At 64.8% G+C, this 19,851-nt stretch carries 16 protein-coding genes; 5 read left to right on the top strand and 11 right to left on the bottom strand.

Features of this window, described 5'->3' with window-relative positions; translation table 11 throughout:
- Positions 1-38: 38 nt before the first annotated feature.
- From IC761_RS17930 to IC761_RS17905, 6 genes are read right to left on the bottom strand one after another with little or no spacing between them, the layout of a single operon-like run.
- A complete protein-coding gene (locus tag IC761_RS17930; RefSeq protein ID WP_195804498.1) occupies positions 39-1,211 on the bottom strand; it encodes a M24 family metallopeptidase in 1,173 nt (390 codons plus the stop codon).
- Positions 1,204-2,304, bottom strand: coding sequence for a mandelate racemase/muconate lactonizing enzyme family protein (locus tag IC761_RS17925; RefSeq protein ID WP_195804497.1), 1,101 nt, complete (start codon positions 2,302-2,304; stop codon positions 1,204-1,206). Before IC761_RS17925 ends, IC761_RS17930 begins: the two co-directional genes overlap by 8 nt.
- 11 nt (positions 2,305-2,315) lie before the next feature.
- The gene (locus IC761_RS17920; protein ID WP_195804496.1) at positions 2,316-3,473 is read right to left on the bottom strand and encodes a M20 family metallopeptidase; all 1,158 of its coding nucleotides are present in this window, start codon (positions 3,471-3,473) and stop codon (positions 2,316-2,318) included.
- Between the two features lie 23 nt (positions 3,474-3,496).
- Positions 3,497-4,231 (bottom strand): amino acid ABC transporter ATP-binding protein, encoded by a 735-nt coding sequence (locus IC761_RS17915; protein ID WP_195804495.1) that lies wholly within the window; start codon positions 4,229-4,231, stop codon positions 3,497-3,499.
- A 4-nt stretch (positions 4,232-4,235) separates the two neighbouring features.
- Positions 4,236-4,961 (bottom strand): amino acid ABC transporter permease, encoded by a 726-nt coding sequence (locus IC761_RS17910; RefSeq protein ID WP_195804494.1) that lies wholly within the window; start codon positions 4,959-4,961, stop codon positions 4,236-4,238.
- Between the two features lie 12 nt (positions 4,962-4,973).
- Positions 4,974-5,783 (bottom strand): ABC transporter substrate-binding protein, encoded by an 810-nt coding sequence (locus tag IC761_RS17905; RefSeq protein ID WP_195804493.1) that lies wholly within the window; start codon positions 5,781-5,783, stop codon positions 4,974-4,976.
- A gap of 191 nt (positions 5,784-5,974) precedes the next feature.
- On the opposite strand from IC761_RS17905, the gene IC761_RS17900 reads away from it, so the two are divergent.
- The gene (locus IC761_RS17900) at positions 5,975-6,865 is read left to right on the top strand and encodes a GntR family transcriptional regulator (RefSeq protein WP_195804492.1); all 891 of its coding nucleotides are present in this window, start codon (positions 5,975-5,977) and stop codon (positions 6,863-6,865) included.
- 21 nt (positions 6,866-6,886) lie between these two features.
- Here IC761_RS17900 and IC761_RS17895 read toward each other — a convergent pair whose 3' ends face one another.
- Entirely contained in the window at positions 6,887-7,840 is a 954-nt protein-coding gene (locus tag IC761_RS17895) for an AEC family transporter (protein ID WP_195804491.1), read from the bottom strand.
- 106 nt (positions 7,841-7,946) lie between these two features.
- On the opposite strand from IC761_RS17895, the gene hspQ reads away from it, so the two are divergent.
- Positions 7,947-8,279 carry a heat shock protein HspQ gene (gene hspQ / locus IC761_RS17890; protein WP_018317973.1) on the top strand — a complete coding sequence of 111 codons (333 nt, stop codon included), beginning with the start codon at positions 7,947-7,949 and terminating at the stop codon, positions 8,277-8,279.
- Between the two features lie 127 nt (positions 8,280-8,406).
- Here the strand turns inward: hspQ and IC761_RS17885 are convergent, their stop codons facing one another.
- A complete protein-coding gene (locus IC761_RS17885) occupies positions 8,407-9,219 on the bottom strand; it encodes an invasion associated locus B family protein (protein ID WP_195804490.1) in 813 nt (270 codons plus the stop codon).
- 260 nt (positions 9,220-9,479) lie between these two features.
- On the opposite strand from IC761_RS17885, the gene IC761_RS17880 reads away from it, so the two are divergent.
- The 3 genes from IC761_RS17880 (at position 9,480) to IC761_RS17870 (ending at position 14,139) form a co-directional block, all read left to right on the top strand.
- A complete protein-coding gene (locus tag IC761_RS17880; protein ID WP_195804489.1) occupies positions 9,480-11,324 on the top strand; it encodes an extracellular solute-binding protein in 1,845 nt (614 codons plus the stop codon).
- 4 nt (positions 11,325-11,328) lie between these two features.
- Entirely contained in the window at positions 11,329-12,831 is a 1,503-nt protein-coding gene (locus tag IC761_RS17875) for an AMP-binding protein (RefSeq protein WP_195804488.1), read from the top strand.
- A gap of 84 nt (positions 12,832-12,915) precedes the next feature.
- Positions 12,916-14,139 (top strand): GGDEF domain-containing protein, encoded by a 1,224-nt coding sequence (locus IC761_RS17870; RefSeq protein WP_195804487.1) that lies wholly within the window; start codon positions 12,916-12,918, stop codon positions 14,137-14,139.
- A gap of 8 nt (positions 14,140-14,147) precedes the next feature.
- On the opposite strand, the gene IC761_RS17865 is transcribed toward IC761_RS17870, so the two are convergent.
- The 3 genes from IC761_RS17865 to IC761_RS17855 form a co-directional block, all read right to left on the bottom strand.
- Entirely contained in the window at positions 14,148-15,272 is a 1,125-nt protein-coding gene (locus tag IC761_RS17865) for an acyl-CoA desaturase (protein WP_195804689.1), read from the bottom strand.
- A gap of 730 nt (positions 15,273-16,002) precedes the next feature.
- Positions 16,003-19,521 (bottom strand): transcription-repair coupling factor, encoded by a 3,519-nt coding sequence (gene mfd, locus IC761_RS17860; protein ID WP_195804486.1) that lies wholly within the window; start codon positions 19,519-19,521, stop codon positions 16,003-16,005.
- The gene (locus IC761_RS17855) at positions 19,518-19,808 is read right to left on the bottom strand and encodes an FAD assembly factor SdhE (protein WP_195804485.1); all 291 of its coding nucleotides are present in this window, start codon (positions 19,806-19,808) and stop codon (positions 19,518-19,520) included. Before IC761_RS17855 ends, mfd begins: the two co-directional genes overlap by 4 nt.
- Positions 19,809-19,851: the final 43 nt, after the last annotated feature.

Raw genomic sequence — 19,851 nt, 5'->3', positions numbered from 1 at the left:
CGCTCCAAGCTATTGTTTAAACATCATTTTCTATCCCATCAGCCGGCCACCCGCAGGATGGAGCGGGCAATGGCGCTGAGTGGCCGGCAACCTGTTTCGGTGACGATGACCGTCTCGCTGACGCCGACGGTGAACTGGCCGAAATCCCGCATTGCGACCGGGAGATGGAACGTCATGCCCGGGCGCAATTCGGTGGTCACGCCCGTGTACAGGCTGAGCACGCCGCCCTCGCCCCAATCGGGCGCGAAGGCGATACCGATGCTGTAGCCGACGCGCTTCTTGAAGTTCTCGGTATAGCCGGCGCGATCGATGATCCGCTGACAGGCCAGGTGCGGCGCCTCGCAGGGCGCACCCGGCTTGATCGCTTCGAGCGCCGCGGAAAGCCCCTCCTGACAGGTCTTCTCCATGTCGATCGCGCGCTGCGGCATGGCGCCAATCCAGGCGCTGCGCATCAGCGCGGCGTGGTAGCGATCGTGGCTCGCGGCCATCTCCAGGAACGCGGGATCGTCGGCTCCGATTCGCCCGCGCCGCCAGGTGCCGTGCGGCACGCCGCTACGGCGGCCGACGGAGACCAGCGGCTCCATGCCGACATATTCGGAGCCCGCGGCGATCGACGTTCCCACCATGGCGGAGACGAGATCGTTTTCGCTCGCACCAGACTTCACCGCCGCAAGGCCTGCGCGCATGCCGGCCTCAACATAGGACGCGGCCGTGGTGATTTTCTCCAGCTCGGCCGCCGACTTGACGATGCGGAGTTGCTCGATGATCCCTGCCCCGTCGTGGACCGTCCCAAGCTTGTCCTGGAGCGCTTCGTAAGTTGCGACCGGTAAGAACCAGCCGCGCTTGTCGATCGCGATGCGCTGCGACGCCCAGCCGCGATCCTTGATGACGTTCACCAGGAAATTCACCGGCTGGTCGCCGTCCTGGTAGACCTGCGCATTGGCAATGAAGGTGTTTGCGATGAAGTTGAAATATTCGAGCTGCCGGACGACGAAGGCCGGCTCGCCGTCGACCGGCAGGACCAGCGCCTGGAAGGTGTAGTAACCCGGCGTCTGCTGTCCGGTGAGGTAGAAGATGTTCTCGGGACCAGTGACGACCATGACGTCGATGCCGGCCTTGGCGAGCAGCGCGCGCGCACGCGCGACCCGTCCATCATACTCATGCTTCGGAAATGCCGATTCAGAGCCCTGCTGCACGCTGGCGCTAGTCATATCTGTAGTCTCCGATAAGCTTGGTGGTGGCGGCGTCGAACTCGACGCCAAGGCCAGGGGCGCGTTCCGCTTGGACTGCCCCGGCGGTGTAGGAGATGCCCGAGGCCGGATCATCGATGAGTCCGTCGGCCCCGTAGAGTTCGGCGAATGCAGGCATGGTCGCGCAGGCGACGTGCAGTGCCGCCGCGGTGGCCGCGGCTCCTTCGTTCATCTGGCCGATCATGAAGGGCACGCCGGCCTGAGACAGCTTCCGTGCGGCCGCGACCGTCGGCGCAATGCCGCCGAGCTTCACCAGCTTGAGATGCGCAAACACCCGCCCCTCATAGGCACATATCCGTGCGACATCGCTCGCGCTGGCGATGCTCTCGTCGAGCATCACCGCAATCGGGCTTCTCCGCGCGAGCTCATCGACGGCAACCCAATCGCCGGCCGGCACCGGCTGCTCGACATAGACGAGATCGTACACAGCGAGCGCGTCGAGCTTTGCCAGCGCCTCGTCGAGGCTCCAGCGTCCGTTCGCATCGGCTGCGATCTTCACTCGCCCGCCGAAACGCTTCCGCAATGCGGCGACGCGGCGCAGATCCTCGGCAAAATCTCCGACGGCGATGCGCACCTTGAGATCCGTGTAGCCGCGATCGACATAGGCCTGCGCCTGGGCGAGGAAGTCTTCGTACGAGGACCAGAACAGGGTCTGGTTGGTCTTGCAGATCACATCCTGCGCGGTGGCGCCGAGCCAGGCGGCAACGGTCTTGCGCTCCCGGCGCGCGACGAGATCGTGCAACGCGCAATCAATCAGCGTACGGACTGGCGCGATGTACGGTGTCTCCCAGAGCGTCATCATCGCGATCAGGTCGAGCGGATCGCGGCGCCAGTCGACGTCGCGAATTGCGGCGATGACGGACTGCACCACGGTGCTCTCGTCATAGCCGTTGAGATAGGCGATGTTGGCCCTGACCTCGCCGATTCCGGCCGTCTCGCCGTCATCGAGCCGCAGGTAAACTTCCTTCAGGGAGGCAATGCTGCCCGACGAGGCGGTGTGCAGGACGAGCCCGCCGCCATAGTGCAGATCGGCCAAGTGCAGTGAAACGCGCAAGCGTGCGGGTCCTAGTTGCGCAGCATGGCTTTCGCCACGTCGCGATAGATCAGGCTGGCGGTGATGAATTCATCGACGGGCACGAACTCGTCGGGCTTGTGGGCGACGGCGAGATCGCCGGGGCCGATCACGGTCCCCTGCGCACCGGCACCAGTGAAATGCACGAGATCGCAGGCGCCCTGGAAGCCGAATGGACCCGGCCTGGCCACACCATGAGCCCCGCTCGCCGCAAGGCTCGCGTGCACGATCGCACTGTCCGGCGCCGTCTCCGTCGCCCCGCCCGTCGTCGCCTTGTAGTCGACGATCTCGGCGCGCAGGCCAAAACGCGCGCGCGCGACCACGAGGAGCTCTCCGATCTCGCGCTTGACCGCATCCTCATCTTCGCCCGGCACCATCCGGCGATCGAGCAGCAGATCGCAGGCGCCGGGCAGCACATTGTCGGCGTGGCCGCCATTGATCCTGGTGACCGTGAGGCTGGCCGCCCCGACCAGCGGATGGTTGCGGTGACGGACCACCTTGTCGTGATGCTCGGCAATGAGCCCGAGCAGTTCGCCGGCGCGGTAGATCGCGTTCTCGCCGAGGTGCGGCGTTCCGGAATGCGCCGACACGCCGTGCACCCGCACGATCGGCCGCAGGCTGCCCTTGTGCGCCGAGAAGACCGCATTCGATGTCGGCTCGCCGATCACGGCCGCGTCGATCCTGGGATGCCCCGCGGCGTAGAACCTGGCGCCCTCGCTGGCGATCTCCTCATCCGCGACGAACACGCCAAGCAGCGTGCCCGACCATGCCGTGCGATCGCCGGCCAGCATGCGCATGGCCTCCAGCATTGCCACCAACGGCCCTTTGCAGTCGCAGGCGCCGCGGCCGTAGAGCCGTCCGTCCTTCTCGGTCAAGCCAAACGGATCGGAGGACCAGCCTTCGCCGGCAGGCACCACATCCATATGAGTGTTGAAGGCGAAAACCGGTCCGGCGCCGTTATCGAGCCGAGCGACGACATTGACGCGTCCCGGCTTGTACTCCTGCTCCAGCACGTCGAAGCCTTCGGACGCGAGCAGCTCATGCAGATAATCCGCGGCCGGCGCCTCGCGACCTGGCGGGTTCTGCGTGTCGATCGCAACGAGCCTTGCGAGCTCGTGCTTCATGCGTGGCACGTCGGGAGAACTGAACATCGGGAGATTCCGGATATCGGGATTTAGTGGAGGATCTGGTCGAGAAAGCGCTGCGTCCGGTCGTTGACCGTGCCGCCGAAGAACCGGTCGCTCGGCGCGCTCTCGATGATCTCTCCATGCTCCATGAACACGATCCTGTCGGCCGCTCGCCGGGCGAATCCCATCTCATGGGTGACCACGATGCTGGTCATGCCTTCGGCACTGAGCGTTGCCATGACGTCGATCACCTCACGGATCATTTCCGGATCGAGCGCGGAGGTCGGCTCGTCGTACAGCATCAGCTTGGGCCGCATCGCGAGCGCGCGCGCAATGGCGACGCGCTGCTGCTGGCCGCCGGACAGCTCGTCCGGGAAGGCGTCCGCCTTCTCGGGGATCTGCACTTTGAGGAGAAGGTCGGCCGCGATGTCGTGGGCGTCGGCGCGGCTGATTCCGAGAATCTTGACCGGTGCGAGCATGACATTCTCGACGGCCGACAGATGGGCGAACAATTCGAAGTTCTGGAACACCATGCCGATCTGCCGGCGCAGCAAATGGGCCGTACGCCGGGCGCGCGTGATGTTCTCGCCTTCGAAGAAGATGTCGCCGCTGTCGACCGTTTCCAGCAGGTTGACGCAGCGCAGCAGCGTCGACTTGCCGGACCCCGACGGACCGATCACGACAACCGTCTCGGACGGATCGACTGCCAGCGTGCAGGTCTTCAGGACCTGCGTCGCGCCAAAACTCTTGGTGATCCCGACGATCTCGAGGAGGTGCTGCATGCCGCTACCGCACCGCCAGAATCTTCGATGTGCCGAGCATCCGCTCGGTCAACGAAAGCCGGCGCATGCCCCGCCGCTTCTTGGGATCGAGAGCGATTTCCATGAGGATCTGGAGACCCATGAAGACCGTGGTCATCGCGAGATAGTAGATGCCGGCCGCGGTCAGCGCCTCGAAGTAGCGGAAGTCGGCGCTCGCCGTCTGGTTCGCGACCAGCAGCAGCTCCTCCACGGCGATCACAGAGACGAGCGCGCTGAGCTTCAGCATGCCGATCATCTGGTTGCCGATCGGCGGCAGCACGATCCGCGCGGCCTGGGGAATCACGACGTGGCGCATCACCTCGGTTCGGGTCATGCCGAGCGCGAGACCGGCGGTGCGCTGCCCCTTCTTCACGGCCTGAAGGCCCGAGCGCAGGATTTCCGCCATATAGGCGCCCTCGTTCAGCGAGAGCGCCAGCACCGCGGATATGAACGCCGAAAGCTTAATGCCGAACGACGGCAGCACGTTGTAGATGAAGATGATCTGGAACAGCACGGGCGTACCACGGAACAGCCAGAGGTAGGCGACCGTCACAACGGTGCCGATCCGCGTCTGGCTCTCCTGGATCAGCGCGAGCACGAGACCGATCAGAACGCCGAAGACCAGCGAGGCGAGCGTGAGCAGCAGCGTCATCTCCGCGCCGCGCAGGAAGTTCGGCGAGGTCAGATATTTCAGGACAAGCTCGATGGACATCGGCCGGTTCCTTTAGTCGAACAGCGACACCGAGGCGGGAAATTTCCAGGTTTCGATCAGCTTCTTGTAGGAGCCGTCGGCGACGATCTCCTTGAGCGCGGCTTCGACCGCCGACTTCATGGCAGTATCGCCCTTGCGCACCGCGATGCCAATCTGCGTATTGGCCTCGAACTCCGAGCCGGCTACGGCGTAGACGCCCGGCACCTTGTCCATCAGCTCAACCACGCCCGGCGTCGAATTGAACACAACATCCGCCCGTCCTTGCCGCAGCGTCAGCGCCGAATCCTGCGCCGTGGGGAGCGTCATCACGTTGACGGCGGCAAGCCCCTTGTCGCGACAGCGCTGGTCGTCCTGGCGCGCGTAGCTCTCCTGGATGCCGCCGAGCGTCACAGCGATGGTCTTGCCGCAGAGGGACTCGTCGCGACCGGTAATCTTGGCGGGATTGCTGGCCTGCACCACCACGAGCGTGCCGATCTTCAGATAGGGAACGAAGTCGACCTGGCCGGCGCGCTGCTCGTTGATGTACATGGCGGAGTTGATGAGATCGAGGCGACCGCCTTGCAGCGCGACGATCAGCCCCTTGAACTCCATGTTCATCGGCTTGGCCTCGACACCGAGCTTCTTGGTCAAAAGACCGATCATGTCGATGTCGAAGCCGGACAGCTTGCCGTCCTTCTGAAATTCAAACGGCGAAAAGGTGCCGGCAACGCCGTAGGTTAGCGCGCCCTTCTCGATCAGCGAGACCGAGGACAGATCCGCGGCCAGCACCGGCCCGGACAGAACAAGCGACAGGACTCCGCAGACAAGGCGCAAACGAGACATCGGTCAGCTCCTGACTTGATTGTTCTATTGTTGGTTATTATACAATCTTTGCCGCCTTTGACGTCAAGCCTGTTCAGCGGGCATTCGCTGACCAACGCTTGGTCAATGGCGCTTTGGCGCGGATCGCGGCCTGCGGCTATTGTATCCGCAACTACAATTTGTACTTCAGGACGGATCCGAGAGCCCCTTTCATGGCGCGGTCAACGCAACAAAGTCGCTTTCGCCTCGCCAATCAGATTCTCGATGTCATCCGGAACGCCAGGCTCGAGCCCGGCCATCATCTGCGCGAGCAGCAGCTTGCGGACCTGATCGGTGTCTCGCGGACGCCGATCAGGTCCGCGCTCGATCTGCTGGCCGACCGCGGTATCGTGGAGACGCGGAAGAACCATGGGTTCTTCCTGCGAAAGCCGTTCGAATCCCTGCACCGGATCGAGATCGAAGTCCCCTCGACGATCGACGAGGAGCTTTACACGAGGCTCGTCCGCGATCGCCTCGCGCATCGCATTCCGAACTCCATTACACAGAGCGAGGTCGCGCGGCGCTACGATGTCGACCGCACGGCGCTGGCGCGCACCCTTGCGCGGCTCGCCGAAGACGGCCTGATCGCGCGCAAGCAGGGGCATGGCTGGAGCTTCCTGCCGACGCTCGACTCCCTCGTCTCGCTTCGCGCCAGTTACGAATTTCGACTGACGCTCGAGCCCTCAGGCCTTCTGCTGCCGACGTTCAAGCCGGACCTCGCCGCGATCGAACGGATGCGGCTGCAACATTTGTATCTCGCCTCGCATCCCGACATCGCCGCGATCTCCAGCACGCAATTGTTCGAAACCGATGCCGCATTCCACGAGATGTGCGCCGAGTTCTGCGGCAACGCCTTTTTTGCGCAGGCCATCCAGTACCAGAACCGGTTGCGGCGCCTGCTCGAGTTCGGCAGCTATTTCGACAGCCGGCGCGTCCGCGAATGGTGCCGCGAGCACCTTGCGATCATCGAGGCCATTGCCGAGGGCAACGCTCAGCTGGCATCGACCCGCATGCGTGCACACCTGAATCAGGCCTTTCTCGCCGCACGGGCCGCAGCACCATGACGCAAGAACGAGCCGCCTCCGTCACGGAAACACCAGCCGACCGGCCTGGAGCAACCACATCACGCTGGTCAGCGTGACCACCGACGCAAACGTCCCGAGCAGCACGGCAACGGAGGCAGGCTCGATCCAGGCATCGTTCTGCCGGGCGATGACGAACACGTTCAGCGCCGGCGGCAGCGAGGCCATCAGCACGGCGGTCGCGGCCCAGGGCTGCGCGAACGGGCCGAACGCCAGCATCAGCGCGAACGAGGCAAGCGGATGGATCAGGAGCTTGACCGCGATCACACCCGGCACCTCCCATGGCACGCGATCAAACGGCCGCAGCGCCACTGTCACGCCGAGCACGAACAGCGCGGTCGGCGCGGCTGCGTTCTGAAGGAAGGTGATGGTGCGGTCGAGCGCGACCGGCAGTTCGATATGCAGTGCCGCGACAGCCGCGCCAAAGCAGGCCGACATGATCAGCGGGTTGAGCACGATCTGCTTCGCCACGACGCCGAAGGCGTGCACGAGCGAGGGATGATCGCGGTCCGAGAGCTCGATCAGAAGCGGCACGATCGAGAACAGGAAGATGCTGTCGCAGCAGAAGATCAGCGCGGTCGGCGCCGCCGCCTTAGGCCCGAGCACCGCGAGCGCAAGCCCCGGTCCCATGTAGCCGATATTGTCGTAGCCGCCGGAGAGGCCCGCAAGCGTCGCCTCGCGCAGCGTCAGCTTGCCGAGAAGCTTGCCGACGACGAGCGCGATGGTGAACGCCGCAATCGTCGACAGCGTGGTGGCGACCAGGAACGGCGGGTTGTTCAGCTCCGAGAACGGCGTCTTCGACATGATTGCGAACAGCAACGCCGGCAACGACACGTAGAGCAGGAAGAAGTTCATCCAGGCGAGGCCCGATTCCGGCAGCGACTTGGCCTTGCCGCAGGCGAAACCGACGAATATCAAGCCGAAATAAGGTAATGCCAGATTGAGGATATCGACCATTGATCAAGTATTTTCTGAAGGCTTGGGGGCTATCTGCCCCTAACGCGCACGTTAATTCCAAATGTCGGCACTAGCATCGGCCACAATCCTGGTCTATCGACGGGGGATGATTAAAGCGCGGACCGCCAAATTCCAGATCGGACAGGTCGTTCGCCACCGGATCTTCTCGTTCCGGGGGGTGATTTTCGACATCGATCCGGAATTCAACAACACCGAGGAGTGGTGGCTGTCGATCCCCGAGGAGGTGCGGCCGCACAAGGACCAGCCGTTCTATCACCTGCTCGCGGAGAACGCGGAGTCCGAGTACGTCGCTTACGTCTCCGAGCAGAACCTGTTGCCTGACGAGTCGGGCGAGCCGATCCGGCATTCGCAGGTGGCCGAGATCTTCATCAAGAACAAGGATGGCGGCTACCGCCCGCGCAATCCGTCGCTGAACTAAGTCGCGACGAGACTCTTGCGATCGCCGCAGCGTTCAGCTCTCTCCGCCGGGGAGAGGTAAACAGATCGCCCAACAAAAAAGGCGCTCGAACCGAGCGCCTTTTTCATTGTCCGGGATGTGAGACCGCTTACTTCGAACCAGTCGGAGCTGCGCCAGGCGCGCCACCCTGCTGCTCGAGCTTCTTGCGCTGCTCGTCCGCCTTCTTCTGAAGCTCTTCCTGGAGCTTCTTCTGGGTTTCCTCGAACACCTTCGGATCGGTCGGCGGACCGTCATAGGCCTTCTGGAATTCGCTGGCGAGCGGCAACGGCAGGGTCAGCGGCGCACCATTGGCGTTGATCGCCTGCACCACGAGGTTCTGACCCTTCTTCATGTTGGCGATGAGTTCGGGCGTCGCCTCGTAGTCGGACATACAGCCGTTCTGGAAGCAAATCACGTACGGGCTCTGCAACGGCGCATTGTTGTCGACGATGATGCGGGTGCCGTGCACGAGCTGCATGCCGAGCGGCAGCGTTACGCGCAGGATCTTCTTGGGCTCGCCTTCCGGCTCGATGATCACGGCCGCGATGACCGGCTGGCCCGATTCGATGCGACCGTCCTTGCCGGTGAAGCAGACCTGCTTGGCATTGGCGTCCTGGCCCTTGAGGCAGAACTTGGTCCAGGGCGCGTAGATCAGCTGGATCTGCTGATCGGCCGGCTGGCCGCCTTGCGCTGCCGGAGCGCCCTGCTGGGCCGGGGCCTGCTGGGCCTGGGGCGCCGGAGCTGCGGCCGGAGCCTTGGGGGCAGCCTTCGGAGCCGCCTTCGGCGCCGCCTTGGGCGCGCCCGGAGCCGGCGCGGGGGTCTGGGCTTCGGCGGCAAACGGAACGGCCAACGCCGTCGCCGTCAACAGGGCGAGAAGTCGCCCGCGCGGCCGGACGGACGCGGCCAAGTAACGGAAATTCATTGCGGAAAACCCTTTCTGAACGGGACGTGCCCCGAACCGCTCCGAAGCGCCGAACCGAGCCGCCTTGGCGCGGCTCTCTCCCCGTCAATTGAGGCAGATAAGTGACGGGCTCGGCGCTCCCGCGCGATTGGGTGCCTTCTTAGCGTGGCCGACGGAAAGATCAATGCCAACAAGCGTGTTTGACTGCATCCCGGCGGGGGCTCAGTGAAATCCCTGTGATAGGATTCAGGCCCCGCCGGTCCTCGAATCAGCGTGTACAGATGTTCATGTTCCTGCGCCTGCTCGAGGGCCCCGGCGTCCATTTTTGCAGCCTCGCCTTGCTCCTCGCCATCGCGCTGTCGGCAGCCGGCGCGCGGGCCGAGGAAGCCCATGCGATCGCGATGCACGGCAAGCCGGCGATGCCGGCCGATTTCACTCACATGCCCTACACAAATCCGGACGCGCCCAAGGGTGGCCGGCTGACCTGGGGTATCCTCGGCACCTTCGACAGCCTCAATCCGTTCATCGTGAAGGGATTGGCGGTACAGCCGATCCGCAACTACGTGGTCGAGAGCCTGCTGGCGCGCGGCCAGGACGAGCCGTTCACGCTCTATGGGCTGCTCGCCAAGACCGTCGAGACCGACGACGCGCGAAGCTATGTCACGTTCCGCATCGATCCGCGCGCCCGCTTCTCCGACGGCAAGCAGGTCGCGGCCGAAGACGTGCTGTTCTCCTGGCAGCTGCTGCGCGACCACGGCCGCCCGAACCTCCGGCAATATTACGCCAAGGCCGCGAAGGCCGAGGCGACGGATCCCCTCACCGTCCGCTTCGACCTCACAGGCGCCAATGATCGCGAGCTGCCGCTGATCCTCGGCCTGATGCCGATCCTGCCGAAGCATGCGGTTGACGTTGCGACCTTCGAGGAGACGACACTGACAGGCCCGGTCGGCTCGGGCCCGTACCGGGTGACCGCGGTGAAGCCCGGCGTCAGCGTGACGTTGACACGCAATCCCGACTATTGGGGCCGTGACCTCGCTTTCAATCGCGGGCTCTACAATTTCGACGAGGTCAGGCTCGACTATTTTCGCGAAGCCAATGGCCAGTTCGAAGCCTTCAAGCGTGGCCTCTATGATTTCCGCGTCGAGAACGAGCCGTTGCGCTGGCACGATGGCTACGATTTTCCGGCCGCCAAGAGCGGCGAATTGACCCGCGACACCATCAAGCTCGGCGTGCCGCAGCCGTCCGAGTTTCTGGTGTTCAACACCAGGCGTCCGATCTTCGCCGACATCCGCGTGCGTCAGGCGCTGACGCTGCTGTTCGATTTCGAGCTGGTCAACCGCAACTATTTCTTCGGCCTCTATTCGCGCGTCGCCGGCTATTTCGCAGGCTCGGACCTCTCGGCCTATGCCCGCCCCGCCGATGCGCGCGAGCGCCAGCTGTTAAAACCCTTTGCCGCGCAGATCCCGCCCGACATCATGGACGGCAGCTACCGCCTGCCCGTCACCGACGGCTCGGGGCGCGACCGCAACACGCTGCGCGCGGCGCTAAAGCTGCTGTCGGAGGCTGGTTACGATCTCGACGGCACCGTGCTGCGCAACCGCGCGACGAAAGCGCCCTTCACCTTCGAGATGCTGGTGACGACCCGCGACCAGGAGCGGGTCGCGCTCGCCTTCCAGCGCGACCTCAAGCGCGCCGGCATCGAGCCCAGCGTGCGCTCGGTCGATCCCGTGCAATTCGACCAGCGCCGGCTCAGTTACGAGTTCGACATGATCCAGAACCGCTGGGACCAGTCGCTCTCGCCCGGCAATGAGCAATATTTCTACTGGGGGAGCGCTGCCGCGGACAATCCAGGCACCCGCAACTACATGGGCGCGAAGGATCCAGCGATCGATGCCATGATCGGAGCCCTGCTCGAGGCCCGTGATCATACGGATTTCGTCTCGGCGGTGCGGGCGCTCGACCGGGCCCTGATCGCGGGCTTCTACACAATCCCCCTGTTTAACGTATCCGAGCAATGGATCGCGCGCTGGAATCGGATAGAACGACCATCGACCACTGCGCTGTCCGGCTATCTGCCGGAGACCTGGTGGTCGAAGGGTGAGCCTCAAGCCAGCCAATCGAAGTGACGCCGTGAACCAGCCCGCCGTATCGCCGACGCTCGACACGCTGTTCCAGCGCACGCTGACGCGGCAGCCGCACGCGCTCGCTCTGCTCGACCCCATCAACAAGGCGCGCGTGACCGGGCACCAGCCGCGGCGGATGACCTATGCCGAAGCCGATACGGCGATCGAAGCGCTGTCGGCGCATTTCGTCGAATCAGGGCTGCCGGCCAATTCCGTCATCGCGATTCAGCTGCCTGCGACCGTCGAGTTCGTGCTGACGGTACTCGCCGCCCATCGCGCCGGCCTCGTCGTCGCTGTGCTGCCGCTGCTCTGGCGGCATGCCGAGCTGACGGCGGCACTGAACCGTACCGCGGCGCGCGCCATCGTCACCATGAGCAAGGTCGACGGCATCAGCTATTCCGATCTCGCGATGCACGCGGCTGCAGAGGCCTTCTCGATCCGCCACGTCTTCGGTTTCGGGCCCGACCTGCCCGAAGGCATGGGCTCGCTCGACGAGGTGATGGCTCGTCCGCCCGGCACGACCCGCGCCGTGATCCAGGACGGCCGCAAGGCGGCGATGATCTCCTTCGATGTCACGGCGGAGGGCTTTCGCCCGGTGCCGAGGCCGCATTTCAGCCTGATCGCCGGCGGGCTCGCGATGTCGCTCGAAGCCGACATCCAGCAGGGCGCGACCGTGATGGCGGCGTTCATGCCGATGTCGTTTGCGGGCCTCGCCTCCTCGCTCGCGGTGTGGCTGCTCTGCGGCGGCACGCTGGCGCTGCATCATCCCTTCGAGAGCGAAGTGCTGGAGCAGCAGATCAACGAGCATGAATGCGACGTGCTGATCGCGCCGGCGCAGCTCGCGCTGCGGCTCGGCGATTCCGATCTCACGGCGCGGATGCCCACTTTACGCAACGTCATCGGCCTCTGGCGTGCGCCGGAGCAGGTGGCGGCCAGCGATGCCTGGATCGCGCCCCATGCGCCGCTCACCGACGTCTATCTGTTCGGCGAGGCCGGCCTGTTCGGCGCCCGCCGCGGCGAGGACGGCACGCCGGTGACCGTGATGCCGGGGCCGCACGGCGCGCCGCGCGAGCAATCCGGCTCCTCGATTGCCGGCGACATCCTGCTGACCCCGAAGGGCACGCTCGGCCTGCGCGGACCGATGGTGCCGATCGCGGCCTACGCCCCGCCGCAACCGGTCGGCGAGACACTGACGGCGCAACCACCGCGCGACTATGTCGACACCGGCTATGCCGCGCGGATCGACCGTGCCAGCGGCGCGATCTGCATCACCGCCCCACCCTCGGGCATCATGGCGGTCGGCGGCTACCGCTTCCTCTCCAACGACCTCCAGGAATGGGCGCGCCGGCTCGGCCAGGGCGCGCTTCTGACCGCGCTGCCCGACCGTCTCTCCGGGCACCGGCTGGCAGGACGGGCCCAGGACAACGCGCGCGCCCGCGAGGCGCTCAGCGAGCTCGGGCTAAACCCCCTGATGGTCGAGGCTTTTCGCGACCGCTCCGGGCCGGTCTAGGCGCAGTTTCGGTTCCCTCGTTGACGCTGCATTAAGGCGGCCAAACTAGATTGCGCAGCATCGATTGCGTGATCAGAGTGTTTGATGTCCCAGGCGGGCCCGATCCTGTTTGTGTCCAATGCCGAGCGCCCCGCCTTCATTGCGGCGCTGGACGAGTCCCGTCTCTTTCCAATCGTCGACAGCGATTGGGCCAGCGCCGCCCGCGCCGTCGGCGAGGTGCAGCCCGCCGCGGTTCTGGCCGCGATGTATGGCGGGCACGAGCCGTACATGCCGCTGCTCGCCAAGACAATCGCCGACCGGCCGCTCTATCTGCCGCTGGTCGCGCTGGACCCGCAGGGCATGCTGCCCCACAACGCCCTTCCCTATGCTTCGCGCGGCGGCAATGCCGATCGCCTGATCGCGCGCTTACGCGCCGCGATGCGCGTTCGCACGCTGCACGCCACGGTGCTGCGCCGGCTGCCGGAAGCGAAGGTCGCGGTGCCGGAGACCGATCCGGTGCGCGATGCCATGGTGCTGCTGATCGGCCGTGGCGCGGCTTATCCCGCGCTCTCGGTTACCCTGGGAGAGCGCACCGGCGTCGTCGGCGCGCTCTCGATCGAGGCGGCCGCAAAGCATCTCAACACCCGCGACATCGACGGCGTCGTGCTCGCCGAAGGCTTTACGCCGCGAGTCACCGATGCCTTCCTCACAGTGCTCGCGGAAGATACGCGCTTCCGCAACCTGCCGGTGGTCGTCACCGCGCACCAGCTCACGCAGAGCTACGACCTGCCCAATCTCGAGCTGATCTCCGGCGAGCCGGCGAAGGTCGCGGCCAACGCGCTGCCGCTGATCCGCCAGCACGCGATGGAAGCGCAGCTGAGCCGCACGCTGCGCTCGATCGATGCCGGCGGCTGGCTCGATCCGCGCAGTGGCCTGCTCACGACCGAAGCCTTCGCCCGCGATTTTGCCAAAGCGGTCGAACAGACGCTTGCCCGCGGCGGCGGCCTGTCGGTGGCGCGCTTCGCTTTCGATCCCTCAAATCCCCGTGCCCAGCTCGATGCCTCGCGCATCCTCAGCCGTCTGATGCGGCAGATGGATTTTGGCGCGGCGCAGAAGGACGGCTCGGTGATCGTCGTGTTCGCCGAGACCGATTTTCGCACCGCCCATATGATCGCGCGCCGCCTGTCGGCGGTGATGCGGCACACGTCCAATGGCAAGCACGAGATGCGGAGCGATCCGGTCGTCAGCGTGGACTCGCTGTCATCGTCGGATACGGCAAGGTCGCTGCTGGCGCGGCTGTCCGCGGACGCGTCGCGCGCGGCGTCGTAATCCTCGCGCTAAACGCGACTATTCGCCTTTGCGCTGGTCGCCAGAGCGGGAGCGGCCAGGAGATAGCCGCCAGAGTCGTGCAAGAGTTCGTAGGCACGGTCGACGATGTCGTCCAGTGAGATGGTCTTGGCGAACATGCGCTGCGCTTCAGCCAGCAATTGGTCGCGGGTCGGCATACTGGACAGGCGCAAATCGGCCTGGTGCTGCAACTGATGGAGCGTGTCCCGGACCGACAATTCGGTCTCATGGATCGACGACCTGATCGCCTGCGCGATGTGTTCGGGATTGAAGCGGGCGGCGAGTTGCTCGGCCGCTTGCCTGACCACGCGCGATCCCAACCGATGCTCGTTGCGCAAGACTTGCCTGGGCGGCATTTTCAGATCCCGGACAATCCCGAGCCAGGACAGCATCACCAACACATAATAGGTCAGATCAATCTCGTACCAGCGGAAGCCCTGCCTGGCGCTGGCCTGATAGGCGTGGTGGTTGTTGTGCCACCCCTCGCCCATCGTCAGCAGGGCGAGCAGCCAGTTGTTGCGGGAATCGTCACCGGTCACATAGCGCTTGCGTCCGTGAACATGTGCGAGAGAGTTGATGCAGAACGTGGCGTGATAGAGAAGCACGGTGCTCCAGAGGAATCCGACCACCAGTCCCGACCACCCGGCAGCAAGGAAGCACAGACCCGCGAGCACGAACGCCGGCAAAAGCTCCAGCCTGTGCAGCCACATCAACTCGGGATACGACGCCAGATCCGCGACTTTCACCAGGTCAGTCCCATCGTGCTGCCGATAGAAAATCCAACCGACATGGCTGTACACGAAGCCCTTGTGCCGGGGCGAATGCACGTCCTGCGCCGTATCCGAGTGAAGATGATGATGGCGGTGCTTGGCGGCCCACCAAAGAACACTCTTCTGAGCGCTGCTCTGAGCCAGAAAGGCAAGGATGAACTGGAACACCCGGCTCGTCGCGTAGGCTCGATGCGAGAAGTACCGGTGATAGCCGCCAGTGATCGCAAACATGCGCAACCAATACAGAGCGGCGCAAATTGCAACGGCTTGCCACGAGACGCCCGACCAGATCGCCGCGGCGCATCCCACGTGGATCAATACGAACGGCAGCACCTGCGGATACATGACGTCATCGTGCTCGCCGCGTTCCTGGCCCGAATCGGTATTGATAGACACGCTCGCGACCTCTGCTGCTTCGATCAGCGGGCTGCCCCGCTTGCGGTATGAAAAAACCGCGGCTGGTAACCAGTCGCGGTTCGCACCAAACAGGACTCAGGCTCTTTCAGCCAAAACTCCACGAGCCGAACATGGCTGTCGTTTGATCATTCCGCAAGTGGCCAAATGCCGCTGTTTTCAGAATGAGCCCGGAGATGAGCGCTCGATATTCAAGGGGATCACGCTCCGCGCAGGATCGCGATGTCCCCGGCTGTCAAGCCAAGGCCTGACAGGTGCTCATCATCGAGGGCCGCGAGCCAGGTCCGAATCCGGCACTTGGCGGGGTCGTCCTTGGCCGCAACCAGCCTGCGCACCAGACTCGATTTTGCCTTCGGAGAGCCGGGATGTGCGCCGGCAACACGTTGCTTTCGGAAGTGACCTGCTGAGCCATGCATGTTCGTGAAGCTTCCCTGTCGATCCCATCGAGCCCTCAGCCCGGTCCGACTTGCGAGAAGCCACTATCGAGAAGCACCGTTGCACGGCTATTTCGACGTCGGTAATTCAGGTTACAGCTGAAACCTGCTGGCCAGCGGCAGAATCGTAGGGTGGGCAAAGCGAAGCGTGCCCACCGCTTCCGTCATCGAGGAAAGATGGTGGGCACGGCGCGAACGCGCCTTTGCCCATCCTACGGCATCTCCTTCTACGCCGCCTTCTTGCTCCGCGCGAGCTGGGCAAGTTGGCGCATGATCTCGGTGGTGCCGACTAGCCGCTCCTCCGGAGTCTCCCAATCCTGGAGGAACACCACCTTCATGTCGGGCCGCACTTTTGCGGCCTGGCCGTAGCTTCGGATGAACGACACCAGGCGGTCGGGATGGGCAAACGAATTGTCGCGGAAGGTGATGACGGCGCCCTTCGGGCCGGCATCGATCTTCTCGACATTGGCCTGGCGGCAGAACGCCTTGATCGCGGCAACCTTGAACAGATAGCGCACCTCGTCCGGCAACACGCCAAAGCGGTCACGCATTTCGGCGCCAAAGTTCTCGATCTCCTCCTCGCTGTCGAGATCGGCGAGCCGCCGGTACAGCGACAACCGCACCGAGAGATCGCTGACGTAATCCTCGGGGATGAGCACCGGCATGCCGATCGTGATGGTCGGCGACCAGCGGTCGGCGGCGGGCTCGGAGACGCCGGCCTTGAGGTTGACGATCGCCTCCTCCAGCATCGACTGGTAGAGCTCGAAGCCGACCTCCTTGATGTGGCCGGACTGCTCCTCGCCGAGCAGATTGCCGGCGCCGCGGATGTCGAGGTCGTGGGAAGCGAGCTGGAAGCCGGCGCCGAGCGTCTCCAGCGATTGCAGCACGGTGAGCCGGCGCTCGGCCTGCGCCGTGATCTTCTGCTGCGCCGGCAGCGTGAACAGCGCATACGCCCGCAATTTTGAACGGCCGACGCGACCGCGCAGCTGGTAGAGCTGGGCCAGGCCGAACATGTCGGCGCGATGCACGATCAGCGTATTGGCGTTGGGGATGTCGAGCCCTGACTCCACGATCGTGGTCGACAGCAGGATGTCGAACTTGCCGTCGTAAAACGCGGTCATGATGTCCTCGATCACGGCGGGCGGCATCTGGCCGTGCGCGACGCCGACCTTCATCTCCGGCACGTTCTTGTCGAGGAAGTCCTTGACCTCGGCGAGGTCGTCGATGCGCGGCACCACGTAGAACGCCTGCCCGCCGCGATAGCGCTCGCGCAGCAGCGCCTCACGGATCATCAGCGGATCGTGCGGGGCAACGAAGGTGCGCACCGCCAGTCGATCCACCGGGGGCGAAGCAATGATCGAGAGCTCGCGGACACCTGTCAGCGCGAGTTGCAGCGTGCGCGGGATCGGCGTTGCCGACAGCGTCAGCACGTGCACCTCGGCGCGCAACGCCTTCAGCCGTTCCTTGTGGGTGACGCCAAAATGCTGCTCCTCGTCGACGATGACGAGGCCGAGGTCGCGGAATTTGATCGCCTTGCCGAGCAGCGCATGGGTGCCGACGACAATGTCGACTGAGCCATCGGCGATGCCCTTCTTGACCAGGTTGAGCTCCTTGGTCGCGACCAGGCGCGAGGCCTGCGCCACGTTGACCGGAAAGCCCTTGAAGCGCTCTGTGAAGGTCTTTGCGTGCTGGCGGGCCAACAGCGTGGTCGGCACCACCACCGCGACCTGCTTGCCTTCGAGCGCGACGGCGAACGCCGCGCGTAGCGCGACTTCGGTCTTGCCGAAACCGACGTCGCCGCAGATCAGGCGGTCCATGGGACGGCCGAGCTCGAGATCCTTCAGGGTGGATTCGATGGCCCCTAACTGGTCCTCGGTCTCGTCATAGGGGAAGCGGGCACAGAACTCGTCATAGAGGCCCTGCTGCACCGGCAGCTTGGGCGCCTCGTGCAGATGGCGCGCGGCCGCGATCTTGATCAGCTCGCCCGCGATCTCGCGGATACGGTTCTTCAGCTTCGCCTTGCGGGTCTGCCAGCCGGAGCCACCCAGACGGTCAAGCTCGACCGTGGTCTGGTCGGAACCGTAGCGCGACAGCAGCTCGATGTTCTCGACCGGCAGGAATAGTTTTGTTTCGGCCGCATAATGCAGCTCGAGGCAGTCATGCGGCGCGCCGGCGACGTCCAGTGTCTGGAGACCGATGAAGCGGCCGATGCCGTGATCGACATGAACGACGATGTCGCCGGCGGTGAGGCTCGTCACCTCCGAAATGAAATTGTCGAGCTTGCGGCTGGCCTTGCGCGGACGCACCAGGCGGTCGCCCAGAATGTCCTGCTCGCTGATCAGCGCGATCTCGTCGGTCTCGAAACCGCTCTCGAGGCCCAACACGGCGAGCATGGTCTCGTTGCGTGGCGTGGCCTGCACCGTCCGCCAGCTGTTGACGCTGGTGGTGTGGGTCAGCTTGTGGTCGCGCAGCATCGAGGTCATGCGATCGCGCGAGCCTTCGCTCCACAACGCGATCACCACCTTCTTGCGCTGCGCCTGGAGCGCCATCACGTGGCTGACGACGGACTCGAACACGTTGACGGTGGTGTCGTTGCGCTCCGGCGCGAAGTCGCGGCCCTTGCGCGCGCCGGCATCAACGACGCTGGTGCCATCGGCCGGCACGGAGAACTGCGTCAGCCGGGCCAACGGGATATCGCCCAGACGCTTGGCCCACTCCTCCTCGGTCAGATAAAGTCTATCCGGCGGCAGCGGCTTGTAGAGCGCGCCGCCGCCGGGATGCTCCATCGCCTCGCGGCGGGCCTGGTAATAGTCGAGGATCTGCTTGAAGCGCTCGCGGACGGCGTCCTCGGCCTGCGGCTCGATCGCGACGGCCGCGCCTTGCAGATAGTCGAACAGCGTGTCCATCCGGTCCTGGAACAGCGGCAGCCAGTGCTCCATGCCGGGATGGCGGCGGCCTTCGCTGACGGCCTCGTACAGCGCATCGTCGCGCTCGGGCGCGCCGAATTCGGCGACATAGCCCATGCGGAAGCGGCGGATGGTGTCGGTGACGAGCTGGAATTCCGAGATCGGCACCAGATCGAGCGAGCGCATGTCGAGCATCGTGCGCTGGGTCTCGGCATCGAACGAGCGGATCGATTCCAGGCTGTCGCCGAAGAAGTCGAAGCGCACCGGCTGGTCGAGGCCGGCCGGGAACAGATCGAGGATGCCGCCACGCACGGCGTATTCCCCGGGCTCGCGCACGGTCGAGGAGCGGTTGTAGCCGTTGTGCTCGAGCCAGGCGACGATGGTGTCCATCGGCACGACATTGCCGGGTGCAACCGAGAGCGCCTGCGCCGCGACGAGCTCGCGCGCGGGCACGCGCTGCACGACTGCGTTCACCGTGGTCAGCACGATCAGCGGCTTGTCGCTGCCGGTGAGCGCGGCAAGCCGCGCCAGCGTGGTCAGGCGCTGCGCCAGAATGCCGCCATGCGGCGAGACGCGGTCATAGGGCTGGCAGTCCCAGGCCGGGAAGATCAAAACCGGCAGATCGGGCGCGAAGAATTGCAGCGCGCGTTCGAGCTGCTGCATCCGCGCGCCGTCGCGGCAGACCACGGCCAGGCTGACGGCCGGCTTCTTCGGCCGCGCCGCGATGGCGCGGGCGAGATCGGAGATGACGAGGCCTTCGGCGCCTTCCGCGACATTGGCAAGCGTCAGCGCGCGGCCGGGCGTGAGCAGCTCGGCCGGAGATTTCATCCCCTGCTTCACGACTGGCCGTCCGCGATCGGAAACGCCTTGATGCGGGCAAACAGCGCGCCGGTGACGTCGGCCGGCAACACCTTGTCGCCGGTAATGGCGGCATAGAGATCGGGATCGTTGACCTCCAACAAGGTCTCGAGTTCGACCAGCTCAGCATCCGACAGATTGCCGATCTCGGCATCCGCGAAGCGGCCGAGGATCAAGTCCATCTCGCGCGTGCCGCGGTGCCAACAGCGGAACAGGAGCCGCTTGCGGCGGTCATCCAGCCCGTTGCTCGATCGTGTCGTTCCCGTCATGTCTCAATTCCAGTCAAACGCCGAAAGCCCGGACGTGCCGGGC

The organism is Bradyrhizobium commune (assembly GCF_015624505.1).
Lineage (GTDB): Bacteria > Pseudomonadota > Alphaproteobacteria > Rhizobiales > Xanthobacteraceae > Bradyrhizobium > Bradyrhizobium commune.
The sequence above is the reverse complement of the archived record's forward strand: the minus strand, read 5'-3'. Positions and strand labels throughout refer to the sequence as shown.